Here is a 24,163-nt window from a genome sequence, read left to right as displayed (position 1 = left end):
GACCTGTGACGTGGGCCTTTCAAGGCGAGCCCGGGGCCGAAAGATGGTCCCCGCAGGCCGCAATCGATGGGCGGGCTGCAACCATCGGGTCGGGCGCCGTGTCCTTTTCGGCATGACAGCGAATCGCCAGCGTGGGCATCTCCTGCATGACCAGGAGCTGCGGTCGTGGAAGGCCAGCCGGGCTCTGACCCTGGCTACCGCCGAACACGCTCCGGATGGTCGGCCGCATTCCCGAACCGGTGAGCGACACAATCACACGACGGAGCAGCCGAGTTGAACTCCACCGGCGCGAGCACGTACAACTGCGGCAACAGGGTCTCCTGGATCTCGGTTGGCTTCGCAACCCCGAGCTACCAAGAGGCCCTGCCTTCATGCCCACAGCCAGCCGCGATCACCCGAACGAGACTCCCGTTCGACGCCCACCCCTCGAGATCGGAACGACAACAGCTACTCACTTGGTGCGGCCGGACATCGCTCCTACAGTGACGGCAGACGCAGCCCTACCCGAGGAACGACAGACGGACCTGCCGGTTTGCATTGTCGCGATTCGTGTCCACCAAGCAGACCGACTGCCAGGTACCCAGCTCCAGGCGGCCCGCGATCACCGGCAGGGTCGCGTGGGGCGGTACGAGGGCGGGGAGAACGTGGTCGCGGCCGTGGCCCGGGGTGCCGTGGCGGTGCTGCCAGCGGTCGTCGGCGGGGAGCAGGGTGTGCAGGATGGCCAGCAGGTCGTCGTCGCTGCCGGCTCCGGTCTCCAGGACGGCGATTCCGGCCGTCGCGTGCGGGACGAAGATGTTGAGCAGTCCGTCCCGGCCGGCGGCGGTGCGGGCCAGGAACTGCTCACAGTCGCGGGTCAGGTCGGTGACCGTCTCCGTCCTCCCGGTGGTGAGGTGCAGGAGGTGCGTGGTGAAGGAATCAGGCATGGCGCCATCTTCCACCCCGGGGCTGCCGGACGCCCCATGGTGATCGGCAGCCGCGGCGGACGATCGCCCGGTCCGGGAAGAAGAGTCGCACGTCCGGAGTTGGTAGAAACGTGAACGATTCCGGGATGGTGCGGGCGGCGGACGTGGTGGTGATCGGCGCGGGTCAGGCCGGGCTGGCCGCCGCCCACCACTTGGCGCGGGTCGGCTTGGAGCCGGACCGCGACTTCGTCGTGCTCGACCACGCACCGCGTCCGGGGGGCGCCTGGCAGTTCCGCTGGCCCTCACTGACGTACGGCAAGGTGCACGGAATGCACGCGCTTCCGGGCATGGAACTGACCGGCGCCGATCCCGATCGGCCCTCCTCCGAAGTGATCGGCGCGTACTTCCACGCGTACGAGCACCGCTTCGGGCTCAGGGTGCACCGCCCGGTGGACGTCAGGGCGGTCCGGGAAGCGGCGGGGGCGGGCAGCGGGGGGCGGCTGCTGGTCGAGACGTCCGAGGGGCCGTACGCGACACGGGCCCTGATCAACGCGACCGGCACCTGGGACCGGCCGTTCTGGCCGCGCTATCCGGGACAGGAGACGTTCCTCGGGCGGCAGCTCCACACGTCCGGCTACCCAGGGCCGGGCGAGTTCGCCGGGCTGCGGGTGGTGGTGGTCGGCGGCGGGGCTTCCGGTACGCAGCATCTGATGGAGATCGCCGATGTCGCGGCGGCCACGTACTGGGTGACCCGGCGCGAGCCTGTCTTCCACGAGGGCCCGTTCGGGCCTGAACAAGGCCGTGCCGCCGTCGCGTTGGTCGAGGAACGGGTGCGTCGAGGGCTGGCGCCCCGGAGTGTGGTGAGTGTGACCGGCCTGCCGCTCAACGATGCCGTCCGCGACGCGCGGGCGCGCGGGATTCTCGACCGGCTTCCGATGTTCGACCGCATCACCCCGACGGGAGTGGCCTGGGACGACCAGCGGATCACCGACGTCGACGCCGACGTGATCCTCTGGGCGACCGGATTCCGGCCCGCCGTCGACCACTTGGCACCGCTGGGACTGCGGGAGCCCGGCGGCGGCATCCGGGTGAAGAACACGCGGGCGGTACGGGACGGGCGCGTCCACCTGGTGGGCTACGGCCCCTCCGCCAGCACCATCGGCGCCAACCGCGCCGGGCGCACCGCGGTGCGTTCGGTCGTGCGGCTCCTTGCGGAGCACGCGGAGAATGTCGCCCCGGCGCCCGTCGTGGCGGGCACTGCCGCCTGAACCGGCCTGAACCTTCCTGAGCCCTCGACGGGCCGCCTCAGCCGTCATCCGGCGGTTGCGGCGCTCTCCCGGTTCCGGTTGAACTCGACGACGTTCCGCTGATGCGCCGCGTAGCTCTCGCTGAAGCGGGTGTCCCCCGGTCCGACCGTCACGAAATACAGCCACGGGCCCGGGGCGGGACCGATGGCGGCCCGCATCGCTTGTTCGCCGGGGTTGCCGATGGGGGTGGGCGGGAGCCCCTTGCGCCGATAGGTGTTGTACGGGCTGTCGATCCGGGTGTCCTCGGTGGTGGTGTCCAGCGTGGAACGCCCCAGGGCGTAATTGAGCGTCGAGTCCATCTGCAGGGGCATGTCCCGGCGCAGGCGGTTGTAGACGACCCGGCCCACTTTCCCCATGTCGGAGGCGGTGTCCGCCTCCGCCTGGATGACGCTGGCGAGCGTCACCGCCTGGTAGGCGGAGATGCCGTTGTGGGGCGCTCCGGCAGCGATCCGGTCGTTCCCGAAGCGCTGGGACGCCGTGGCCACCATGTAGCGGAGCAGACTCCGTGGGGTCGTGTCGGAGCGGATGGGATAGGTGGCCGGGAAGAGGTAGCCCTCCGGATTGCCGTGAGCGGCAGTCGGCAGCGGCAGTCGCGCCCCGGGCACCGCCTTCTCGGTGGTGCCCGGCTGAAGCCCGAGAGCGCGGTCGACAGCCGCGTAGATCTGGCGCGCCCGCCATCCCTCGGGGACCACCAGGGAGGTGGCCTCCTCGGCGCCCGCCTCCGGACCGTCCTTGAGAACCAGCAGGGGGGCCGCAATCGTGGCGGCGGCCACGAGCGCGCCCCCGAGGAGCAACATCGCCTTGCCCCGCCGAGTGGGGCGCAGTCTCCGGCGGTACCGGAAAGTACCGGGCTCGTTCACCATGCGGGCACGATAACCGTACAAATGCCCCGGTTCGGTGGGATCGGCGCTCGACACCCGGTAACCCCGCGGCCGGGTGACGGGCGGCCGGAATCCGGGAACGCCGAAACCCCGCCGGCGCCCCGTGCCCAGGAAAGCCCGAACCCCGCACGCCTGGATCCCGGGACCGCCCGGACTCCAACACCGCCTGGACCCCAGGACCGCCCGGACCCCAGGACCGCCCGGACCCCGGGCGGTCCGGACCCGGCCCGGACGGTCAGCCCGCCGCGGGTGCCAGTCGGGTGTCACGGCGGATGAGGGCGGCGTAACGGCCGTCCCGCGCGAGGAGTTCCTCGTGCGTGCCCCGCTCGACGGTGCGGCCACCCTCCAGTACGACGATCTGATCCGCGTCGCGGATGGTGGAGAGGCGGTGCGCGATGGTGAGCGTGGTGCGGCCGGCCGAGAGAGCGTCGATCGCCTCCTGGACGGCGTGCTCCGTACGGGTGTCGAGGGCGCTGGTCGCCTCGTCGAGCACCAGGATCGGAGGGTCGCGCAGGATGGTACGGGCGATGGCGAGGCGCTGTTTCTCGCCGCCGGAGAAGCGGTAGCCGCGCTCGCCGACGAGGGTGTCGTAGCCGTCGGGGAGCGAGGCGATGTGGTCGTGGATCTGCGCGGCACGCGCCGCCGCCTCGATCTCCTGGTCCGTGGCGTCGGGTTTGGCGAAGCGGAGGTTCTCGGCGACGGAGGCGTGGAAGAGGTAGGTCTCCTGCGAGACCACGCCGACCGCTCTCGCGAGGGAGTCGAAGTCGAGGTCCCGTACGTCGACGCCGTCGATCGTCACACGGCCGGCGGTGACGTCGTACAGCCTGGGCACGAGGTAGCTCAGGGTGGATTTGCCGGATCCGGTGGGGCCGACCACGGCGAGGCTGCTGCCTGCGGGCACCCTCACGTCGATGCCGTCGAGGGTGGGCCCGCTCTTCTCGTCGTAGCCGAAGTCGACGTGCTCGAAGGCGACCTCCCCGCGGATGCGTTCCAGCCGTACGGGGTTCGCGGGCTCCGTGATGTCGACCTTCAGGTCCAGGTACTCGAAGATGCGCTGGAAGAGCGCGAGGGACGTCTGCATCTGGACGCCCGTGGCGAGCAGGCTCACGGCGGGCCGGAAGAGTCCCTGCTGCAGCGAGACGAAGGCGACGAGCGTGCCGATGGAGACGGCCGTGCTGCCGGAGCGCAGGGTCAGGCCGGCCGCCCAGTAGATGACGGCGGGCATGGCGGCCATGACGATGCCGATGGTCGACATGCGCCAGCGTCCCGCCATGTTGGAGCGGACCTCGAGGTCGACCAGCTGTTCCGACTCCTCCGCGAAGCCCTTGATCAGCGAGTCCGAGCGGCCCATCGTGCGGCCGAGCAGGATGCCGCTGACGGAGAGGGATTCGGTGACGGTCGCCGCCATCGCGGCCATCTGGCGCTGCCGCTGGGTGGTGATCTTCTTCCGCTCGCGTCCGACGCGGCGGCTGATCCAGACGAAGACGGGCAGCAGGAGCAGCGAGACGAGGGTGAGCCGCCAGTCGAGCGCGATCATCGCGACGACTGTGGCGACGACGGCGGTCAGGTTCGAGACCAGGGACGTGGCGGTGGAGGTGACCGTCGCCTGCATCCCGCCGATGTCGTTGGCGATGCGGGACTGCACCTCGCCGGTACGCGTCCTGGTGAAGAAGGCCAGGGGCATGCGCTGGAGCTGGGTGTAGACGCCGGTGCGCAGGTCGTGCATGACGCGTTGGCCGACCGTGGTCGAGATCAGGGTCTGGAGGACGCCGAAGACACTGTTCATCACGGCGGTGGCGATCATCCCGAGCGCCAGCAGGGTGAGCAGGCCGGTGCGCCCCTGCGGTATGGCGGTGTCGAGGATCTCGCGGAGCAGGAAGGGGGAGGCGACCGACACCAGCGAGGAGGCGCCGACCAGCAGCCCGACCAGTGCGAGACGGCCTCGGTAGGGGCGGAAGAGGCGGAGGATGCGGCCCACCTCGGCGGGCGGCTGCGTGCCGTCCTTGGGCGGGGGTGTCCAGGTGGGTTCGTCGGGTTTCATGGGCTCCTTCACGGGGGTGCGGCGGTACGGAGGCAGGGGCGGGCAGCACCCGCGCGGCGTGGCCCGGCGGGGGCGGGGCGGGCGGACCGACCCTGTGGAGCAAGGCACATGGTCGTCCCGGGTCCAGGTAGGGCCGGGCGAGCGGGCGGGAGCGGGACGGCCGCGGGTGAAGCAGCGATCCGAACCCTGAAGAGCGTACCTCATTGTTACCTATACTCACAATGAACCAGGTCCTGATATTGTTCCGCCATGGACTCCCCCGAATCCGACGGCCACCTCGCCGAACAGCTCCTGCGGCTCACCCGCCGGCTCCACCGCATCCAGAGCCGCCAGCTGGAGCCGATCGGTATCACGCCCGCGCAGTTCCGTCTGCTGCGAGCGGTCGCGCTGTTCGACTCCGCGCCCCGGATGGCCGATCTCGCCCAGCGACTGGACGTCGTCCCGCGCGCCGTGACCAGCCTGGTCGACGGCCTGGAGTCGGGTGGGCAGGTGCGCAGGGCGCCCGATCCGGCGAACCGTCGCGTGGTGCGCATCGAGATCACCGACAAGGGGCGGGCCACCCTCGGATCGCTGCGCGACGCGCGCAGAGCCGCCGCGGAGGAGATCCTGGCACCGTTGACCGCCGAACAGCGCGAGGTGCTCGGCGGGCTGCTGACCGCCCTGGTCGACGGACTGCCGGGGCGTCGCTGCTGACAGTCGCTGCTGGTTCGTCGCTCACTGCCGATTCGTCGCGCTGCAGATTCGTCGCTGCTGAGCCGTCGCACCCGGACGTGGGAGGACCCGCGTTCGGCCCTCCGAAGGGATGCCCTGGATGCCGCTGCTGGAGCCGGAACCGGAAGCCCTCCGACCGGGCGGGACGCGCGGGGCTGCCCCCGACCGTGTCTCCGACCTGAGTGCTGCGGGCACCCCCGAGCCCCTGCGCTCGGACCTGACCGCCCTGCTGGGTGCGGGGAAAGTGCTCTGGAAGGTCTCCGACCTGGTGAAGTACGCCTCCGACGCCAGTCCGTACCGCTTCCTGCCCCGGGTCGTGGTGGTCGCCGAGGACGTGGACGACGTCTCGGCCGTGCTGTCGTACGCCCGCGGCAAGGGGCGGCACGTCGTCTTCCGGGCCGCCGGCACCAGTCTGAACGGCCAGGCGCAGGGCGAGGACATCCTGGTCGACGTCCGCCGCCACTGGTCCGGCGTGACGGTCCTGGACGGCGGTGCGCGGGCAAGGATCCGCCCCGGCACCACGATCGCGCGGGCCAACGCCACCCTCGCCCGGTACGGCAGGGTGCTCGGCCCCGACCCGGCCAGCGCCATCGCCTGCACGGTGGGCGGGGTCGTCGCCAACAACGCCTCCGGGATGACCGCCGGCACCACCCGGAACTCCTACCGGACGGTCTCCTCCCTCTCCTTCGTCCTGCCGGGCGGCACGATGGTCGACACAGCCGACCCGGCCGCCGACGAACTCCTCGCGCACGCGGAGCCCCACCTCTGCGAGGGCCTGATGGCGCTGAAGGCGGAGATCGGCGCGGACCAGGCGCTGACCGCGCGCATCCGCGCCAAGTACGAGATCAAGAACACCAACGGCTACCGGCTGGACGCGTTCCTGGACGGTGCGACGCCGGTGGAGATCCTGCGCGGGCTGATGGTCGGCTCCGAGGGCACCTTCGGCTTCCTCTCGGAGGTCGTCTTCGACACGCTGCCGCTCGACCGGCGGACCTCCACGGCTCTGCTCTTCTTCCCCTCGCTGACCGCCGCCGCCACCGCCGTACCGCTGTTCAACGCGGCCGGAGCGCTCGCCGTGGAGCTGATGGACGGCAACACTCTGCGCGCCTCGGTGAGCGTGCGGGGCGTGCCTGCCGACTGGGCGGCGCTCCCCCGGGAGACGACGGCCCTGCTGGTCGAGTTCCGGGCCCCGGACGAGGCGGCCCAGGAGGCGTACGAGCGTGCGGCGGCCGAGGTGGTGGCGGGGCTCTCGCTGGTCGCCCCGGCCGCGTCGGTCACCAACGCGTTCACCCGCGACCCGGGGACGGTCAACGGGTACTGGAAGGCCCGCAAGGCGTTCGTGACCGCCGTGGGCGGCTCGCGCCCCGCCGGCACCACGCTGATCACGGAGGACTTCGCGGTCCCCCCGTCCCGGCTTGCGGCGGCCTGCGAAGCGCTGCTGGAGCTTCAGGCGCGGCACGGCTTCGACGCGGCGGTGGCCGGTCACGCGGCCCACGGCAACCTCCACTTCCTCCTCGCCTTCGACGCGGGCGTCCCCTCCGACGTCGAGCGGTACGCCGCGTTCATGGACGAGTTCTGCACGCTGGTGGTGGACCGGTTCGACGGTTCGCTGAAGGCGGAGCACGCCACCGGCCGTAACATCGCCCCCTTCCTGGAGCGCGAATGGGGCCCGCGGGCGGCCGAGCTGATGTGGCGTACGAAGCGGCTGATCGATCCGGACGGGGTGCTGGCCCCCCGGGTGGTCCTGGACCGCGATCCCCGGGCGCATCTGCGCGGCCTGAAGACGATCCCCTCCGTGGAGGCGGTCGCGGACCCGTGCATCGAGTGCGGTTTCTGTGAACCCACCTGCCCCAGCCAGGACCTCACCACCACGCCGCGCCAGCGGATCGTGCTGCGGCGGGAGATGCTGCGCCAGCCGGACGGCTCCCCCGTCGAGGACGCCCTGCTCGACGCGTACGGCTACGACGCGGTCGACACCTGCGCGGGCGACTCCACCTGCATGCTGGCGTGCCCGGTCGGCATCGACACCGGCGCGATGATGAAGGGCTTCCGCTCGCTGCGGCATTCGCCCCGCGAGGAGCGGATCGCGACGCTGACGGCCCGGCACTTCCGGGTGGTGGAGTCCGTCGCCCGTCTGGCCGTCGCCGCGGCGGACGGGCTGGGCGGCCGGGTGCGGGACCCGCTGCTGACGGCGGTGACCCGGCTCGCCCGCAAGGCGGTCCGCCCGGACCTGGTGCCCGAGTGGCTGCCTCAGATTCCGCCGGCGGCCTCCCGCGAGTTCCCGCCCACCGCGCGCGCCGGGGCGCACGCGGTGTACTTCCCGGCCTGCGTGAACCGTATCTTCGCCGGCCCCGCCGGGGACCGGGAGCGGTCACTGGCGCACTCCGTCGTCGCGCTCTCCACCCGTGCGGGCAAGCCGGTGTGGATCCCGGACGACGTGGCCGGGACCTGTTGCGCGACGATCTGGCACTCCAAGGGGTACGACGCCGCCAACGCCGTGATGGCCAACCGTGTCGTCGAGGCGGCGTGGGGCTGGACCGGCGGCGGGGCCGTGCCGCTGGTGGTCGACGCCACCTCCTGCACCCTCGGCATCGCGCGGGAGGTCGTCCCCTACCTCACCGAGGACAACCGCGCCCTGCACCGGGAGTTGACGGTGGTGGACTCCCTCGTCTGGGCCGCCGACGAGCTGCTCCCCCGGCTCACGGTGGAGCGCAGGACCGGGTCGGCCGTCGTGCACCCGACGTGTTCGATGGAGCATCTGGAGCTGGTGGACCGGCTGCTTACGCTCGCCGGAGCGTGCGCGGAGGAGGTGTTCCTGCCGGACGACGCGAAGTGCTGCGGGTTCGCCGGGGACCGCGGGATGCTGCACAAGGAACTGACCGACTCGGCGACGGCCAAGGAGGCCGCCGAGGTCGACGCCCGCGGCCACGACGCCTACGTCTCGGCCAACCGGATGTGCGAGATCGGCATGGAACGGGCCACCGGGCACCCGTACCGCTCCGTCCTCGCGGAGTTGGAGCGGGCGACGCGCCCGTCCGGCTGACCTCCTGAGCCTCGCGGGCCCGGGGCGGGTCGGCCGGACGGGCGCGGAGTCGTCCACCGGATCATCACCGAGCTGGCCGTCGTCGACGTGACCGAGGCCGGCCTGGTCCTGGTGGAGTGCGCCGAGGGGGTGAGCGAGGAGGAGGTCCGCGCCGCGACGGGGGCGCGGCTCCTCGCGCCGGCGAAGGCCTGACACCTCGCCACCACGAGTCCCCCGAGCCTCCAGAGGGCGATACGGGCCGCCGGGGCCCCGGCGATTCGGCTACCAGGCGAAAAGGCACCGATCCACGGAAAATCATTTGCCCGGAACCGGTAAGAGAGGCAAACCTTACTGTTTGCCCTTCACCACTTCGGTAGCCCCGTCGCCGGTGGACTCCGTACTTCCGATTCTTGGGACCCCATGCAGATTCGTGATCTTCCGTACCAGGACCCCGGCGATCCTGACGTCCGTTCCGGCCCCCGCTTCCTCGTCTGGCTCGGCCGCAACCAGCTCAAGGGCCAGCTCTTTTCGCTCTCCTGGGGTCTCTTCCACCAACTGGCCCTGGCCGGGCTGCCGCTGGCGGCCGGTCTCGCGGTGCAGGCGGTGATCGACCGTTCCGGCGGGCGGCTCGCCCTGTCCGGGGGCATGATCCTGGTGCTGGGCATCGGCATCGCGGTCGGCGACACCATGCTCCACCGCACCGCCGTCGCCAACTGGATCACCGCCGCCGCGCGGGTGCAGCAGCTCCTCGCCCGGCGGACCGCCGAACTCGGCGCGGCCCTGACGCGGCGGGTGGCGGCCGGTGAAGTGGTCGCGGTCTCCACAAGTGATGTCGAGAAGATCGGCTGGTTCATCGAGGCGCTCTCCCGGTTCGCCGCCGCGGCGGTCGCCCTCGTGCTGATCTGCGTCGGCCTGGTGCTGTACCTGCCGTCGCTCGGCTTCCTGGTGGCGCTCTCCGTACCCGTACTCGCCCTGGCGATGCTGCCGTTGCTGCCCCGGGCGACCCGGCGGGCCGACCTTCAGCGGGAGAAGGCCGGCAAGGCCACCGAGCTGGCGTCGGACACCGTCGCGGGGCTGCGGGTGCTGCGCGGCATCGGCGGGGAGGAACTCTTCCTCGGCCGTTACCGCCGCGCCTCCCAGGAGGTCCGCGGCGCGGCCGTGCACAGCGCCCGCATGTGGTCCCTGATCTCCGCCGTCCAGGTGCTGCTGCCCGGCCTGCTGCTGATCGCACTGGTCTGGTACGGAGCCGGGCTGGCCCGTGACGGGGAGATCGAGGTGGGGCAGCTGGTCACCGTGTTCAACTCCGCGATGCTGCTGCTGTATCCGCTGCGGACGGTGGAGGAGATCGCCATGGCCTACTCCTTCTCCCGTCCCTCCGCCCAACGCGCCGTCCGGGTGCTGTCGCTGCACCGGGACACGCGACCGGCGGCCGAGAACACCGCGCGGACGGCCGCGGACACCGAAGAAACGCTTCCTTCCGGCGATCTGTACGACCCGGTCACCGGTCTGCTGGCCTCCGCGGGGCTCTTCACCGCCGTGGTCTGCGGGGACCCGGACGAGGCGGGACGGCTGGCCGAGCGGCTCGGCGGCCACGCCGCCGCCGAGGACACGCGGGAAGGGGCCGGAGAAGAGAGCGCGGTGCCGTCCGTGCTGCTGGGCGGCTGCGCGCTGGACGAACTGCCGCTGGAGCGGGCACGTACCGCCGTCCTGGTCCAGGACAAGGACCCGGTGCTGCTCTCCGGCACGCTCCGGGAGCTGCTCGACGTTCCGGCGTCGGGAGCGGTCCGCGCCGAGGACGCTCTGTCGGCCGCCTACTGCGACGACGTGCTGGACGCGCTGGCCCAGGCGTCCGTCGACACGGACGGCGACCCGATGAGGACGCGCATCACCGAGCGCGGCCGTTCGCTCTCCGGGGGACAACGGCAACGGCTGGCCTTGGCCCGCTCGCTGGTCACCGACCCCGAGGTACTGGTCCTCGACGAGCCGACCTCGGCCGTGGACTCGCACACGGAGGCCAGGGTCGGCGCCGGCATCAGGGAACTGCGCCGGGGCCGCACCACGGTGGTGTTCTCCTCCTCGCCGCTGCTGCTGGACCTCGCCGACCGGGTCGCACTGGTCCACGCCGGGACGGTCGTCGCGGCGGGACCGCACCGCGAACTCCTGCTCACCGACCCGCTCTACCGCTCGGTCGTCACCCGGGAGACCGAGGACGAGGCAGCGGCAGCCGGACCGCCGCACGGTGCCGGGACGGACAGCGCCACCGACGGGCTGAACAGCCTCCGGAAAGCCGGAGAGATCGAGGAGAGGGCATGATCGGCCTCGCACCACCGCCGTACGACCCGGCCGCGCCGACGACGGCCACCACCCTGCCGGTGGGCTCCGCCGCCACCGTGCGGGCGTACGTCCGCGATCTGCTGCGGCGTCATCGCCGTGCGTTCGCCGTGCTCGTCGCCGCCAACGTGGTCGCGGTCGTCGCGTCCATCGTCGGCCCGTACCTGCTGGGCGGGCTGGTGGAGGACCTGGCGGACGGGGTCACCGACCTGCACCTGGGACGCACGACCGCGATCTTCGCGGCAGCCCTGCTGATCCAGACGCTCTTCACCTGGACGATGCGGCTGCGCAGCGCGATGCTCGGCGAGGAGATGCTCGCCGACCTGCGCGAGGACTTCCTCGTACGCGCGGTGGGACTGCCGCCCGGAGTGCTGGAGCGGGCGGGCACGGGCGACCTGCTCTCCCGGATCACCACGGACATCGACCGGCTGGCCAACGCCATGCGCGAGGCCGTTCCTCAGCTCGTCATCGGGGTGGTCTGGGCGGGTCTGCTGATCGGCGCGCTCACCGTGACCGCGCCGCCGCTGGCGCTCGCGGTCCTGGTGGCCCTGCCGCTGCTGCTCACCGGCTGCCGCTGGTACTTCAAGCGGGCTCCTTCGGCGTATCGCTCGGAGTCCGCGGGGTACGCCGCGGTGGCGGCGATGCTCGCGGAGACGGTGGACGCGGGGCGGACCGTCGAGGCCCACCGGCTCGGCGCGCGCCGGGTGGCGCTGTCGGAGCGGCGGGTCATGGAGTGGACCCGTTGGGAGCGGTACACGCTCTTCCTGCGCTCGGTGCTCTTCCCGGTCATCAACCTCACGTACGTGGCGATCCTCGCCACCGTACTGATGCTGGGCGGCTGGTTCGTCCTGGAGGGATGGATGACCGTCGGACAGCTGACGACCGGGGCGCTGCTGGCGCAGATGCTGGTCGATCCCCTGGGGCTGGTGCTTCGCTGGTACGACGAGTTGCAGGTGGCCCAGGTGTCGCTGGCTCGGCTGGTCGGGGTGCGCGACATCGAGCCGGACGCGGGTGACGAGTCGGTCCGTCCCGAGGGCCGGAAGGTGCGGGCCGAGGACGTGCGGTTCGGTTACCGCTCCGGGGTGGACGTGCTGCACGAGGTGACGCTGGACGTGGCCCCGGGCACGCGGCTCGCGCTGGTCGGTCCGTCCGGGGCGGGCAAGTCCACCCTGGGCCGGCTGCTGGCGGGCATCTACGCGCCGAGGACGGGTGAGGTGACGCTCGGCGGCGCGGAGCTGTCCCGGATGCCCGCGGAGCGGGTGCGCGGGCACGTCGCGCTCGTCAACCAGGAGCACCACGTGTTCGTCGGTTCGCTCCGCGACAACCTGCTGCTGGCGCGGACGGGAGCCGAGGACGCCGCACTGTGGGCGTCGCTCGCCGCGGTGGACGCGGACGGCTGGGCCAGGGCGTTGGAGGAAGGGCTGGACACCGCAGTGGGTTCGGGCGGCCTGGCGCTGACGCCGGCGCAGGCCCAGCAGATCGCGCTGGCACGGCTGGTCCTGGCCGATCCGCACACCCTGGTGCTGGACGAGGCGACCTCGCTGCTGGACCCCCGGGCGGCCCGGCATCTGGAGCGGTCGCTGGCCCGGGTGCTCGAGGGCCGGACGGTGGTGGCCATCGCGCACCGGTTGCACACCGCGCACGACGCGGACGTGATCGCGGTGGTGGAGAAGGGCCGGATCAGCGAACTCGGCAGCCACGACGAACTGGTCGCGGCGGACGGCGCCTACGCGGCGCTGTGGCGGTCCTGGCACGGGTGAGCCTCGCGGGGCTGCCCCCGGGTCACCACCCCGGGGGCAGCCCCGCCCGTCCCCTGCTCAGTCGGCCGTTCGCCCCACCCCGCCTCACACGGCGCCGCCTGGTCGTGTGCGCGGGGAGTAACCCCGCGCACCAGCGGCGCGTCACCATCCGGAAATTCGCTCTTCCTACGGTGCTGTTCCAGGGATCACCGCAGAGCGGCGGACGGTCCCGCCCGGTAAGGCACACACCGCGGGGTGGGGGTTCGGTGACATCTGGCTCGGACGACGGCAGCGTCCGTACGGTCTGTTCGTACTGCGGCGTGGGCTGCGGGATCGTGCTCGACCTGGTACGGGACCCGGCCGACGGGCGCCGCCGGGTGGCCAAGGCGTACGGGGACAAGTCGCACCCCGCCAACTCGGGGCGGCTGTGCACCAAGGGGGCGACCAGCGCCGACCTGATGGCGGCGCCCGGACGGGTGGGCAGGGCGCTGGTGCGCGCCGAGCGGGGCACCGAGCCGGTGGAGACGGACGTCGACGAGGCCGTCGCCTCGGTCGCCGGCCGGCTGCGGGCGATCCTGGACGAGCACGGGCCTGACGCCCTGGCCTTCTACGTCTCCGGGCAGATGTCCCTGGAGGCGCAGTACCTGGCGAACAAGCTGGCCAAGGGGTTCGTCCGTACCAGCCGGATCGAGTCCAACTCGCGGCTGTGCATGGCGTCCGCGGGCACCGGATACAAGCTGTCGCTCGGCGCCGACGGCCCGCCCGGCTCGTACCAGGACTTCGACCGCGCGGACGCGTTCTTCGTCATCGGCGCCAACATGGCCGACTGCCACCCCATCCTCTTCCTGCGCATGATGGACCGGGTGAAGGCGTCCGGCGCCAAGCTGATCGTCGTGGACCCGCGCCGCAACGCCACCGCCGACAAGGCCGACCTCTTCCTGCGGATCAAGCCGGGCACCGATCTCGCCCTGCTGAACGGCCTGCTGCACCTGCTGGTCGAAGGCGGCCACACCGACGAGGAGTTCATCGCCGCCTTCACCGAGGGGTGGGAGGAGATGCCCGCATTCCTCGCGGAGTTCACGCCCGACCGGGTCGCGGAGATCACCGGAATCCCGGAGTCGGACATCCAGCTGGCCGCGCGGTGGATCGGCGAGGCCGGGGAGTGGATGAGCTGCTGGACCATGGGGCTGAACCAGTCGACCCACGGGACGTGGAACACCAACGCGCTGGTCAATCTGCACCTCGCCACCGGAGCGATCTGCCGCCCCGGCTCCGGCCCCTTCTCGCTGACCGGCCAGCCCAACGCCATGGGCGGCCGCGAGATGGGTTACATGGGTCCGGGTCTGCCCGGCCAGCGGTCCGTACTGGTCGACGCCGAGCGGGCCTTCACCGAGAAACTGTGGCGGATACCCGAGGGTTCGCTGCGTACCGAAACCGGGCGCGGCACGGTGGAGATGTTCGAGCAGCTGGCCGCCGGTGACATCAAGGCGTGCTGGATCATCTGCACCAACCCGGTCGCCTCGGTGGCCAATCGCAGGACGGTCATCGCCGGCCTGGAGGCGGCCGAACTCGTCATCACCCAGGACGTGTTCGCGGAGACGGAGACCAACGCCTACGCCGACGTGGTACTGCCCGCGACGCTGTGGGCGGAGTCCGACGGGGTCATGGTCAACTCGGAGCGCAACCTCACCCTCGTCCAGGGCGTCGTCGACCCGCCCGGTCAGGCCCTGCCCGACTGGCGGTTGATCGCCGAGGTGGCCCGTGCGATGGGGTTCGCCGAGGGGTTCACCTACACCTCGGCCGAGGAGGTGTTCGAGGAGCTCAAGCAGGCGTGGAACCCCGCGACCGGCTGGGACCTGCGCGGTGTGACGTACGACCGGCTGCGCGACACCCCGGTCCAGTGGCCGGCGCCGGCCGCCGACGGGCCGGACCGCAACCCGGTCCGCTATCTCAACGACGGTGTCAGCCAGACCTTGCTGGAGCGTGAGGACGCGACCCGCCCCCGTCTCGCGTTTCCCACCGCGAGCGGACGCGCCCGCTTCTTCGCCCGGCCGCACCTGCCGGCGGCCGAACTCCCCGACGACGACTTCCCGTTTCTGCTCAACACGGGCCGGCTGCAGCACCAGTGGCACACGCTGACCAAGACCGGCAAGGTCGCCAAGCTGACCAAGCTGAACCCCGGACCGTTCGTGGAGGTCCACCCCGAGGACGCGGGGCGGCTCGGCGTGGCGGCGGGCGATCACCTGGAGGTCACCTCCCGGCGTGGACGTGCCGTCCTGCCCGTGGTGGTCACCGACCGGGTCCTGCCGGGCACCGCGTTCGCGCCCTTCCACTGGAACGACCTGTTCGGCGAGTACCTCAGCGTCAACGCCGTCACCAACGACGCCGTGGACCCGCTCTCCTTCCAGCCCGAGCTCAAGGTCTGCGCCGTCAGCCTCGCCCGGACGGTCGCCCCCGTCCCGGCGGGCCGCCCGAGCACCGAACCGGAGACCACACCCGTGCCCCTGCTCCCCGTACCCGTAACCGTCCCCGCGGCCGCCGCCCCGGCCGGCTCCCCCGTCCTGGCGCTCGCCGCCCTGCTCGGCCTGCCCGAACTCGCTCCGCCTGCGCTCGCCGAGCCGGAGCGCCGCTATCTCTCCGGCTACCTCTCCGGGCTCGCCGCCGCCCCGCCGGCCGCGGGCGTGCCCGTGCTGCCGCCGGACGCCCCCTTCGACTCCGGCCACGCCCTCTGGGTCGACGGCGTCCTCGCGGGGATGTTCTCCCGCACCGCGGCACCGGCCGCCGCCTCGACCCCGGCGGCGGTGCTCGCCCAGCCGGGCGCACCGGCCGAGGAAGCCGCCGCACCCGGCCGCCGCCTGCTCCTCCTGTGGGCCTCACAGACCGGCAACGCCGAGGAGTTCGCCCAGGGCGCCGCGGCGCGCCTCACGCTGGCGGGCCGTACCCCCGAACTCCTGGCCATGGCAGAGGCGACACCCGCGCGCCTCACCCCCGGGACCGACGTCCTCCTCGTCACCAGCACGTTCGGCGACGGCGAAGCCCCGGACAACGGCAGCGACTTCTGGCAGAACCTCTCGATCGGGGAGGCCGTACGGCTGGAAGGGGTCAGGTACGCGGTGCTCGCCCTCGGCGACTCCTCCTACGACGACTTCTGCGGCCATGGCCGCCGGCTGGACGAGCGCTTCGCCGCCCTCGGTGCCACCCGCCTCGTCCCCCGCGCCGACTGCGAACCCGACTTCGGGGAACGGGCCGAACAGTGGCTGGGCCAGGTACTCACCGCCCTGGACGGGTTCGTGGCCGACGACGACCCGCGTCCGGACCACGCGAGCCCGGCCCGGTCGGCGCCCGCCGCCGTACCCGCCACCCGGGCCGCCGCCGTACCGGCCGGCTACACGAGGACCTCGCCGTTCGCCACCCTGCTCGTCGGCAACAGGCTGCTGAGCCTGCCCGGTTCGGGCAAGGAGGTGCGGCAGTTCGCCTTCGACACCCGTGGTGGTGAACTCGCCTACGACGCGGGGGACGCGCTCGGCGTGTGGCCGGCCAACAGCGCGGGGCTCACCGCCGAGTGGCTGGCGCTCACCGGCCTCGACCCCGACGAGCCGGTGGACCTGGGCGACGGCGGGCCGCTCACGCTGGAGGAGGCGCTCCGCACCCGGCTGGACATCTCCCGTGTCAGCACCGGTCTGCTGCGGTTCCTGATGGAACGCACCGACAGTCACGAGCTGAAGCGCCTGCTGCGCCCCGACAACAAGGACGCGCTGGCCAAGTGGAGCTGGGGCCGGCAGGCGGCCGACGCGGTCGCCGAGTTCCCGGTACGCGCGTCGGCGGCGGAGTGGACAGGAGCGCTCAAGCGCCTCCAGCCCCGCCTGTACTCGATCTCCTCCAGTCCGCTGGCCCACCCGGGCGAGGTACGTCTCACCGTCTCGGTCGTCCGCTGGGCCAACCGGCTCGGCCGCGACCGCAAGGGCGTCTGCTCCACCTACCTCGCCGACCACGCCGACGACGGCCCCGTCCAAGTCTTCGTGCAGCGCTCCCCGCACTTCCGCCCGCCGACGGACCCGTCCACCCCGATGATCATGGTCGGCCCCGGCACCGGGGTGGCCCCCTTCATCGGGTTCCTGGAGGAACGGCAGGCGCGCGGCCACTCGGGCCCCAACTGGCTCTTCTTCGGCGAGCAGCGCCGGGCCACCGATTTCTACCACCGCCAGGACCTGGAGGCGTACCAGGCCTCGGGCCACCTCGACCGCCTCGACCTCGCCTTCTCCCGCGACCAGCGCAACAAGGTGTACGTGCAGGACCGGATGCGTGAGCAGGGGCCCCGCCTCTGGCAGTGGCTGAAGGACGGTGCCCACTTCTACGTGTGCGGCGACGCCGGCCGCATGGCCAAGGACGTCGACCGGGCCCTGCGGGACATCGTCGCCGCGCACGGCTCCATGGACACCGACGAGGCCGCGGCCTACGTCAGGCGCCTGGCGGCGGACAAGCGCTACGTCCGTGACGTGTACTGACGGCAGCGGCGGGGCCGGTCGTTGGCCCGTTCGGGTAGCGCCCGGTTCCGGTGGCCCGTCCGGGCCCGGAGGTCCGATTCCCCGGGCCGGGAGGCGCGTTCAGGGCTCTGCGGTGAGGATGTGAGGTGACCCGCCCGGACTTCGGGGCAGGTGAGACACGACCGCGTAGCCTTGAGAAGGGACGCACACCGTGGCACCACCCAGGATTCTCGTCGTCGGCGCCGGCTTCGCCGGGGTCGAGTGCGTGCGCCGTCTGGAGCGTCGGCTCTCGCCGGGAGAAGCGCAGATCACGCTCGTCACGCCGTTCTCGTACCAGCTCTATCTGCCGCTCCTGCCGCAGGTCGCCTCCGGCGTGCTCACCCCCCAGTCGGTGGCCGTCTCGCTGCGGCGCAGCAGCCGTCACCGCACCCGGATCGTGCCGGGCGGGGCGATCGGGGTGGACACGAAGGCGAAGATCTGCGTGATCCGCAAGATCACGGACGAGATCGTGAACGAGCCCTACGACTACATCGTGCTCGCCGCCGGAAGTGTGACCCGGACGTTCGACATCCCCGGCCTGCTGGACAACGCCCGGGGTATGAAGACGCTCGCCGAGGCCGCGTACGTTCGGGACCACGTCATCGAGCAGCTCGACGTCGCCGACGCCAGTCAGGACGAGGCGGAGCGCGCCTCGCGGCTCCAGTTCGTCGTGGTGGGCGGCGGATACGCCGGGACCGAGACGGCGGCCTGTCTCCAGCGGCTGACGACCAACGCCGTGAAGCACTACCCGCGGCTGGACCCGAAGCTGATCAAGTGGCATCTGATCGACATCGCCCCCAAGCTCATGCCGGAGCTGGGCGACAAGCTGGGTGTCAGCGCAATGAAGATCCTGCGCAGGCGCGGTATCGAGGTGTCGCTGGGCGTGTCGATCGCGAAGGCGGACCGGGAGGAGGTCACCTTCACGGACGGCCGGGTGCTGCCCTGCCGCACCCTGATCTGGACGGCCGGTGTGGCGGCGAGCCCGCTGATCGCCACCTTGGGCGCGGAGACCGTACGCGGCCGGCTGGCGGTGAACCCGGAGATGGCGCTGCCGGGCGCCGACGGGGTGTTCGCGCTGGGTGACGCGGCGGCGGTGCCCGATCTCGCGAAGGGCGACGGCGCGGTCTGCCCGCCGACCGCCCAGCACGCGATGCGCCAGGGCCGGGTCGTGGCGGACAACGTCCTCGCCTCCCTGCGTGGCGGCACGCTCCAGCCGTACGTGCACAAGGACCTGGGTCTCGTCGTGGACCTCGGTGGCCGGGACGCGGTCTCCAAGCCGCTCGGCATCGAACTGCAGGGCATCCCCGCCCAGGCGGTGGCGCGCGGCTACCACTGGTCGGCGCTGCGGACGAACGTCGCGAAGACGCGAGTGCTCACCAACTGGCTGCTGAACGCGGTGGCAGGTGACGACTTCGTCCGTACCGGCTTCCAGGCCCGCAAGCCGGCGACGCTGCGGGACTTCGAGTACACGGACGCCTATCTCAGCCCCGAGGAGCTCCTCGCGCGCACGGAGTCCGCCGCGAAGCGGAAGTGACGCCGCGGGGCCGTACGTGCCGGAAGGCGCCGCCGGGAGACCACCCGGGCGGCGTCTTCCGGCGTGTACGGCCCGGTCGTGTTCGGGGCCCGCGGGTCTGTCCTCAGGTTTGTCCGGCGAGCACGGTGGCGACGGTGTCGGCCTCCTCCGGGCGTTTGTCCTCGCGGTAGCGCAGGACCCGGGCGAAGCGCAGGGTGACGCCGGCCGGATAGCGCGTGGAACGCTGGAGGCCGTCGTAGGCGATCTCCACGACGAGCTCCGGGCGGACGGTCACCACGTGCCCGTCGTCGCCGGTGGAGAGTGCGAGCAGGCGTTCGGTCTGCCAGGCGAGCAGCTGGTCGGTGAGCCCCTTGAAGGTCTTGCCGAGCATGACCGGCTCGCCGTCGGGGCCCAGTGCGCCGAGGTGCAGGTTGGAGAGCTTCCCGGTGCGGCGGCCACTGCCCCACTCCACGGCGATCACCAGGAGGTCGAGGGTGTGCACGGGCTTGACCTTGAGCCAGGACGCGCCCCGGCGGCCCGCGCTGTAGGGGGCGGCGAGGTCCTTGACGACCACGCCTTCGTGGCCGCGTTCCAGGGTCGCGGCGGAGAAGGCCTCGGCGGCTTCCCGGGACGCCGGGTCCGAGGGGCCGGCCACGAGGGTGCGGCGTACCCGCATCCGTTCGGGCACCAGCCGGGCGAGGGCCGCGTGCCGCTCGGTGAGCGGCCGGTCCAGGAGGTCCTCGTCGTCCACGAGCAGCACGTCGAAGAAGACCGGGACCACCGGGAGCTGGGCCGCGGCGCGGGCCACCTCACGGCGGGAGCCCACGCGGGAGGCGATCTCCTGGAAGGGGCGCGGCCGGCCGTCGGGGCCGAGCGCGATGACCTCGCCGTCGAGGACGAAGCGCTCACCGGGAAGGCCGGCGACGGCGGTCACCAGGTCGGGGAGCCGGTCGGTGATGTCGTCGAGGGTACGGGTGAAGGCGCGTACGCCGGTGCCGTCCCGGTGCACCTGTACGCGGATGCCGTCGAGCTTCTCCTCGACCGCGCAGCCGCCCAGCTTGTCGATCGCCTCCGCGACCGAGGGTGCGGTGTGCGCGAGCATCGGGTGGACGGGGCGTCCCACGGTGAGCCGGAAGCGGGCGAGGGCCTCGGGGCCGTCCGCGAGCAGGGCGACCGCGACGTCCTTCAGTGAGCCGGCGAGCATGACGGCCCGGCGTACCTCGGGGCCCGCCGCGCCGGACGCGCGGGCCAGTGCGTCCACGGCGACGGCGTCCAGGGCGCCCTGGCGCAGCTCCCCCAGGATCAATGCCCGGAGGAAGTGCTGTTCAGCGGCGGTGGCCGCACCCAGCAGGGCGCGCAGCCGCTCCGCGCGCGCGGCCCGGGAGCCGGGGCCGGTCAGCGCTCCGATCGCGGTCAGCTCGGCATCGGTGTGCGCGACGGTGAGGGTGGGCGAGGCTGCGGGTGCGACCGGGTCGCCGAGGGTGGACCAGCCGATGCCGAGCCGCCCCTGGGGCAGCCGTCCGGCGAGGTACGGGATGGCGACCGGTGCGTCCTCGGGGGCCGCGTCGCGGAAGAGGTCGGCCAGCAGTTCGACCTTCCGGTTCCTGGCGGGGTCCCCGGCGACCTGGAGCGATACCTGGGCGAGCCGGATGAGCAGCATGGGCCCATGGTCCTACGGGGACGCGCCCGCCGCCCGGAGAGGAGATCCGCCTCCGGGCGGCGGTGGCCGGCGCGCGGGGTCAGATGATGTTGAGGGCGCCCGCCGCGCCGATGCCTCCGAGCACCATGAACACGGGCATCAGCACCTTCAGCTCCACCCAGCTGCCGGCCCGGAACCGCATCGCCTTAGGCGGCCCCAGCGCGTACCAGCGCTTGCGGCCGAGCGGGATGGGCCAGAGGATCGGGCAGCCCGAGACGGTCAGGGCGTCCCCGATGTCGTGCACGAGGGCCCCGAGCAGGATCGGCAGTCCGAGCCACATGTATTCCTGGCCGGGTGCGTCGAAGAACCAGTCCGAGCCGTTGCCGGGCTGGTCCAGCAGGCCGGCGAGGATCCAGGCGCTGGTCGCGCCGAGCAGCCACACCAGTACGTCGCTGGAGACGCGGGCGGCTCGCCAGAGCAGGCCCTCGACGGCGAGCACCAGGTGGACGAAGAGGATCGCGAGGACCGCCCAGCGTCCGCCGAGGATCGCGGCGCCCGAAGCCACGGCACCGGTGAGGACGGCCCACAGCCAGGTGTGGGTCAGGGTCCGGTGGCCGCCGTTGCGCCGGGGGTCACCAGGACCCCGGGTGGCCTTGTAGACGGCGTGCGAGAGCTTGTCGACGACCTCGCAGACCCCTTTGGACACCGGTCCGAAGGCCCGGGAGATGGTGGCCGACTTGTGGTCCAGGTCCGGGGCGAGGGCGGCGCCCGCCGTGATCAGCGCCCCGACGACCAGGACGGGCCAGGGCATGGTGTGACCCGCGGCGGCGGCAGCCGCCCCCACCCCGAGCCAGGCCGCCGCCCCGGACAGTGAGTGTGCCGGTCCCATCATGGTCTTTTCCGCCCCCAGAACTCGGTGCGGCCGACGCCGTTGCGGCGCGGCCGAGTTGAGTGGGAAGCGTACCGCCCGTGATCTTCGTACGGCCGCCCGGTTCCCTCATCGGGGCGGAAGGCAGGCAAGATGGGGGGCGTGACCCTTATCGATCAGCTGCCCCCCACCGCAGACCCGGACGCTCTCTTCGAGGCATTCTCCTCGTGGACCGAGAGTCAGGGAATCGTCCTCTACCCCGCGCAGGAGGAGGCGCTGATCGAGGTGGTCTCCGGCGCGAACGTCATCCTGTCCACGCCGACCGGCTCGGGCAAGAGCCTGGTCGCGGCCGGCGCGCACTTCACGGCGCTGGCGCAGGACAAGGTCACCTTCTACACCGCTCCGATCAAGGCGCTGGTCTCGGAGAAGTTCTTCGACCTGTGCAAGCTCTTCGGCACGGAGAACGTCGGCATGCTCACGGGCGACGCCTCGGTCAACGCCGACGCGCCCGTCATCTGCTGCACGGCGGAGGTGCTGGCCTCGATCGCGCTGCGCGACGGCAAGTACGCCGACATCGGCCAGGTCGTGATGGACGAGTTCCACTTCTACGCGGAACCCGACCGCGGCTGGGCGTGGCAGATCCCGCTGCTGGAGCTGCCGCAGGCCCAGTTCGTCCTGATGTCGGCGACCCTCGGCGACGTCGCGATGTTCGAGAAGGACATCACCCGCCGCACCGGACGGCCGACCTCCGTGGTGCGCTCGGCGACCCGTCCGGTGCCGCTCAGCTACGAGTACCGGCTCACCCCGATCACGGAGACGCTCACCGAGCTGCTGGACACCCGGCAGTCCCCCGTCTACATCGTGCACTTCACGCAGGCCGCCGCCGTGGAGCGGGCGCAGTCGCTGATGAGCATCAACATGTGCAGCAAGGAGGAGAAGGAGAAGATCGCCGATCTGATCGGCAACTTCCGCTTCACCACCAAGTTCGGCCAGAACCTCTCCCGGTACGTGCGGCACGGCATCGGGGTCCACCACGCCGGAATGCTGCCCAAGTACCGCCGTCTGGTGGAGAAGCTCGCGCAGGCGGGTCTGCTGAAGGTGATCTGCGGGACGGACACGCTCGGCGTCGGGGTCAACGTCCCCATCCGCACGGTGCTGTTCACGGCGCTCACCAAGTACGACGGCACCCGGGTGCGGACGCTGCGGGCGCGCGAGTTCCACCAGATCGCGGGCCGCGCCGGGCGCGCGGGGTTCGACACGGCCGGGTTCGTGGTGGCGCAGGCACCCGAGCACGTCATCGAGAACGAGAAGAACGTCAAGAAGGCGGGCGACGACCCGAAGAAGAAGCGCAAGGTCGTCCGGAAGAAGGCCCCCGAGGGCTTCGTGGCCTGGTCGGAGACGACCTTCGACAAGCTGATCCAGTCCGACCCGGAGCCGCTGACCTCGCGCTTCCGGGTCACGCACACCATGCTGCTCTCGGTGATCGCCCGTCCCGGCAACGCCTTCACGGCGATGCGCCACCTGCTGGAGGACAACCACGAGCCGCGCCGGGCGCAGTTGCGGCACATCCGGCGGGCCATCGCGATCTACCGCTCGCTGCTCGACGGCGGCGTGGTGGAGCAGCTGGCGGAGCCGGACGCCGAGGGCCGGATCGTCCGGCTGACCGTGGACCTCCAGCAGGACTTCGCGCTGAACCAGCCGCTGTCCACGTTCGCGCTCGCCGCGTTCGACCTTCTGGACGCCGAATCCCCTTCGTACGCGCTGGACATGGTCTCCGTCGTCGAGTCGACGCTGGACGACCCGCGCCAGATCCTCGCCGCCCAGCAGAACAAGGCGCGCGGCGAGGCAGTCGGGCAGATGAAGGCGGACGGCGTCGAGTACGAGGAGCGCATGGAGCGGCTCCAGGAGGTCACGTACCCGAAGCCGCTGGGCGAACTGCTGTGGCACGCCTACGACGTGTACCGCAAGAGCCACCCGTGGGTCGGGGACCATCCGGTGTCGCCGAAGTCGGTGATCCGGGACATGTACGAACGCGCCATGACGTTCACGGAGTTCACCTCGAACTACGAGCTGGCCCGCACCGAGGGCATCGTGCTGCGCTACCTCGCGAGCGCGTACAAGGCGCTGGAGCACACGATCCCGGACGACATCAAGTCCGAGGACCTCCAGGACCTGATCGCCTGGCTGGGCGAGATGGTGCGCCAGGTGGACTCCAGCCTGCTGGACGAGTGGGAGCAGCTCGCCAACCCGGAGGTGGAGACCGCCGAGCAGGCGCAGGAGAAGGCCGACGAGGTCAAGCCGGTCACCGCGAACGCCCGCGCCTTCCGCGTGCTGGTGCGCAACGCCATGTTCCGCCGGGTCGAGCTGGCCGCGCTGGACCGGGTCCGCGACCTCGGCGAGCTGGACGGGGACTCCGGCTGGGACGAGGACGCCTGGGGCGAGGCGATGGACGCCTACTGGGACGAGTTCGACGAGCTGGGTACGGGCCCCGACGCACGCGGCCCCAAGCTGCTGAAGATCGAGGAGGACCCGGCGCACGGTGTGTGGCGGGTGTGGCAGGCTTTCGCCGACCCGAACGGTGACCACGACTGGGGCATCCGCGCCGAAGTGGATCTCGCGGCCTCCGACGAAGAAGGCCACGCGGTCGTGCGTGTCACCGCGGTGGGTCAGTTGTGAGCCCGGTCGC

General features: G+C 71.9%; 13 protein-coding genes. 8 read left to right on the top strand and 5 right to left on the bottom strand.

Features of this window, described 5'->3' with window-relative positions:
* Positions 1–500 precede the first annotated feature (500 nt).
* Positions 501–923: a secondary thiamine-phosphate synthase enzyme YjbQ gene (locus OHT52_RS28625; RefSeq protein WP_328723064.1), complete on the bottom strand. Its 423-nt coding sequence runs from the start codon at positions 921–923 to the stop codon at positions 501–503.
* Positions 924–1,051: 128 nt separating this feature from the next.
* Between OHT52_RS28625 and OHT52_RS28620 the strand changes: the two genes are divergently transcribed.
* A complete protein-coding gene (locus OHT52_RS28620; RefSeq protein WP_328723941.1) occupies positions 1,052–2,170 on the top strand; it encodes an NAD(P)-binding domain-containing protein in 1,119 nt (372 codons plus the stop codon).
* Positions 2,171–2,214: 44 nt separating this feature from the next.
* Here OHT52_RS28620 and mltG read toward each other — a convergent pair whose 3' ends face one another.
* Together mltG and OHT52_RS28610 are read right to left on the bottom strand one after the other, a co-directional pair.
* Entirely contained in the window at positions 2,215–3,072 is an 858-nt protein-coding gene (gene mltG / locus OHT52_RS28615; protein WP_328723063.1) for an endolytic transglycosylase MltG, read from the bottom strand.
* A 253-nt stretch (positions 3,073–3,325) separates the two neighbouring features.
* On the bottom strand, positions 3,326–5,131 hold the full coding sequence (locus OHT52_RS28610; protein WP_328723062.1) for an ABC transporter ATP-binding protein: 1,806 nt from the start codon (positions 5,129–5,131) through the stop codon (positions 3,326–3,328).
* Between the two features lie 249 nt (positions 5,132–5,380).
* On the opposite strand from OHT52_RS28610, the gene OHT52_RS28605 reads away from it, so the two are divergent.
* From OHT52_RS28605 to OHT52_RS28580, 6 genes are all read left to right on the top strand, one after another.
* Positions 5,381–5,824 (top strand): MarR family winged helix-turn-helix transcriptional regulator, encoded by a 444-nt coding sequence (locus tag OHT52_RS28605; protein ID WP_328723061.1) that lies wholly within the window; start codon positions 5,381–5,383, stop codon positions 5,822–5,824.
* Between the two features lie 118 nt (positions 5,825–5,942).
* The gene (locus tag OHT52_RS28600; RefSeq protein ID WP_328723060.1) at positions 5,943–8,885 is read left to right on the top strand and encodes an FAD-binding and (Fe-S)-binding domain-containing protein; all 2,943 of its coding nucleotides are present in this window, start codon (positions 5,943–5,945) and stop codon (positions 8,883–8,885) included.
* A gap of 399 nt (positions 8,886–9,284) precedes the next feature.
* Positions 9,285–11,177 carry an ABC transporter ATP-binding protein gene (locus tag OHT52_RS28595; RefSeq protein ID WP_328723059.1) on the top strand — a complete coding sequence of 631 codons (1,893 nt, stop codon included), beginning with the start codon at positions 9,285–9,287 and terminating at the stop codon, positions 11,175–11,177.
* Positions 11,174–12,955 (top strand): ABC transporter ATP-binding protein, encoded by a 1,782-nt coding sequence (locus OHT52_RS28590; protein WP_328723058.1) that lies wholly within the window; start codon positions 11,174–11,176, stop codon positions 12,953–12,955. The genes OHT52_RS28595 and OHT52_RS28590 overlap by 4 nt, the downstream gene beginning before the upstream one ends.
* Positions 12,956–13,200: 245 nt before the next feature.
* A complete protein-coding gene (locus tag OHT52_RS28585) occupies positions 13,201–17,439 on the top strand; it encodes a bifunctional nitrate reductase/sulfite reductase flavoprotein subunit alpha (RefSeq protein WP_328723057.1) in 4,239 nt (1,412 codons plus the stop codon).
* 190 nt (positions 17,440–17,629) lie between these two features.
* The gene (locus OHT52_RS28580; RefSeq protein WP_328723056.1) at positions 17,630–18,991 is read left to right on the top strand and encodes an NAD(P)/FAD-dependent oxidoreductase; all 1,362 of its coding nucleotides are present in this window, start codon (positions 17,630–17,632) and stop codon (positions 18,989–18,991) included.
* A 103-nt stretch (positions 18,992–19,094) separates the two neighbouring features.
* Here the strand turns inward: OHT52_RS28580 and OHT52_RS28575 are convergent, their stop codons facing one another.
* Positions 19,095–20,630 carry an ATP-dependent DNA ligase gene (locus tag OHT52_RS28575; RefSeq protein ID WP_328723055.1) on the bottom strand — a complete coding sequence of 512 codons (1,536 nt, stop codon included), beginning with the start codon at positions 20,628–20,630 and terminating at the stop codon, positions 19,095–19,097.
* A gap of 79 nt (positions 20,631–20,709) precedes the next feature.
* A complete protein-coding gene (locus OHT52_RS28570; protein ID WP_328723054.1) occupies positions 20,710–21,501 on the bottom strand; it encodes a metal-dependent hydrolase in 792 nt (263 codons plus the stop codon).
* A 138-nt stretch (positions 21,502–21,639) separates the two neighbouring features.
* Between OHT52_RS28570 and OHT52_RS28565 the strand changes: the two genes are divergently transcribed.
* Positions 21,640–24,153 (top strand): DEAD/DEAH box helicase, encoded by a 2,514-nt coding sequence (locus OHT52_RS28565; RefSeq protein WP_328723053.1) that lies wholly within the window; start codon positions 21,640–21,642, stop codon positions 24,151–24,153.
* Positions 24,154–24,163 lie beyond the last annotated feature (10 nt).

The sequence above is a fragment of the Streptomyces sp. NBC_00247 genome, assembly GCF_036188265.1.
Classification (GTDB): Bacteria; Actinomycetota; Actinomycetes; order Streptomycetales; family Streptomycetaceae; genus Streptomyces.
The sequence above is the reverse complement of the archived record's forward strand: the minus strand, read 5'-3'. Positions and strand labels throughout refer to the sequence as shown.

Bases quoted from the DNA above. Each gene is read 5' to 3' on its own strand.
- OHT52_RS28625 (WP_328723064.1), bottom strand. From the start codon at position 923: ATGCCTGATTCCTTCACCACGCACCTCCTGCACCTCACCACCGGGAGG.
- mltG (WP_328723063.1), bottom strand. From the start codon at position 3,072: ATGGTGAACGAGCCCGGTACTTTCCGGTACCGCCGGAGACTGCGCCCC.
- OHT52_RS28610 (WP_328723062.1), bottom strand. From the start codon at position 5,131: ATGAAACCCGACGAACCCACCTGGACACCCCCGCCCAAGGACGGCACG.
- OHT52_RS28605 (WP_328723061.1), top strand. From the start codon at position 5,381: ATGGACTCCCCCGAATCCGACGGCCACCTCGCCGAACAGCTCCTGCGG.
- OHT52_RS28600 (WP_328723060.1), top strand. From the start codon at position 5,943: ATGCCGCTGCTGGAGCCGGAACCGGAAGCCCTCCGACCGGGCGGGACG.
- OHT52_RS28595 (WP_328723059.1), top strand. From the start codon at position 9,285: ATGCAGATTCGTGATCTTCCGTACCAGGACCCCGGCGATCCTGACGTC.
- OHT52_RS28590 (WP_328723058.1), top strand. From the start codon at position 11,174: ATGATCGGCCTCGCACCACCGCCGTACGACCCGGCCGCGCCGACGACG.
- OHT52_RS28575 (WP_328723055.1), bottom strand. From the start codon at position 20,630: ATGCTGCTCATCCGGCTCGCCCAGGTATCGCTCCAGGTCGCCGGGGAC.
- OHT52_RS28570 (WP_328723054.1), bottom strand. From the start codon at position 21,501: ATGATGGGACCGGCACACTCACTGTCCGGGGCGGCGGCCTGGCTCGGG.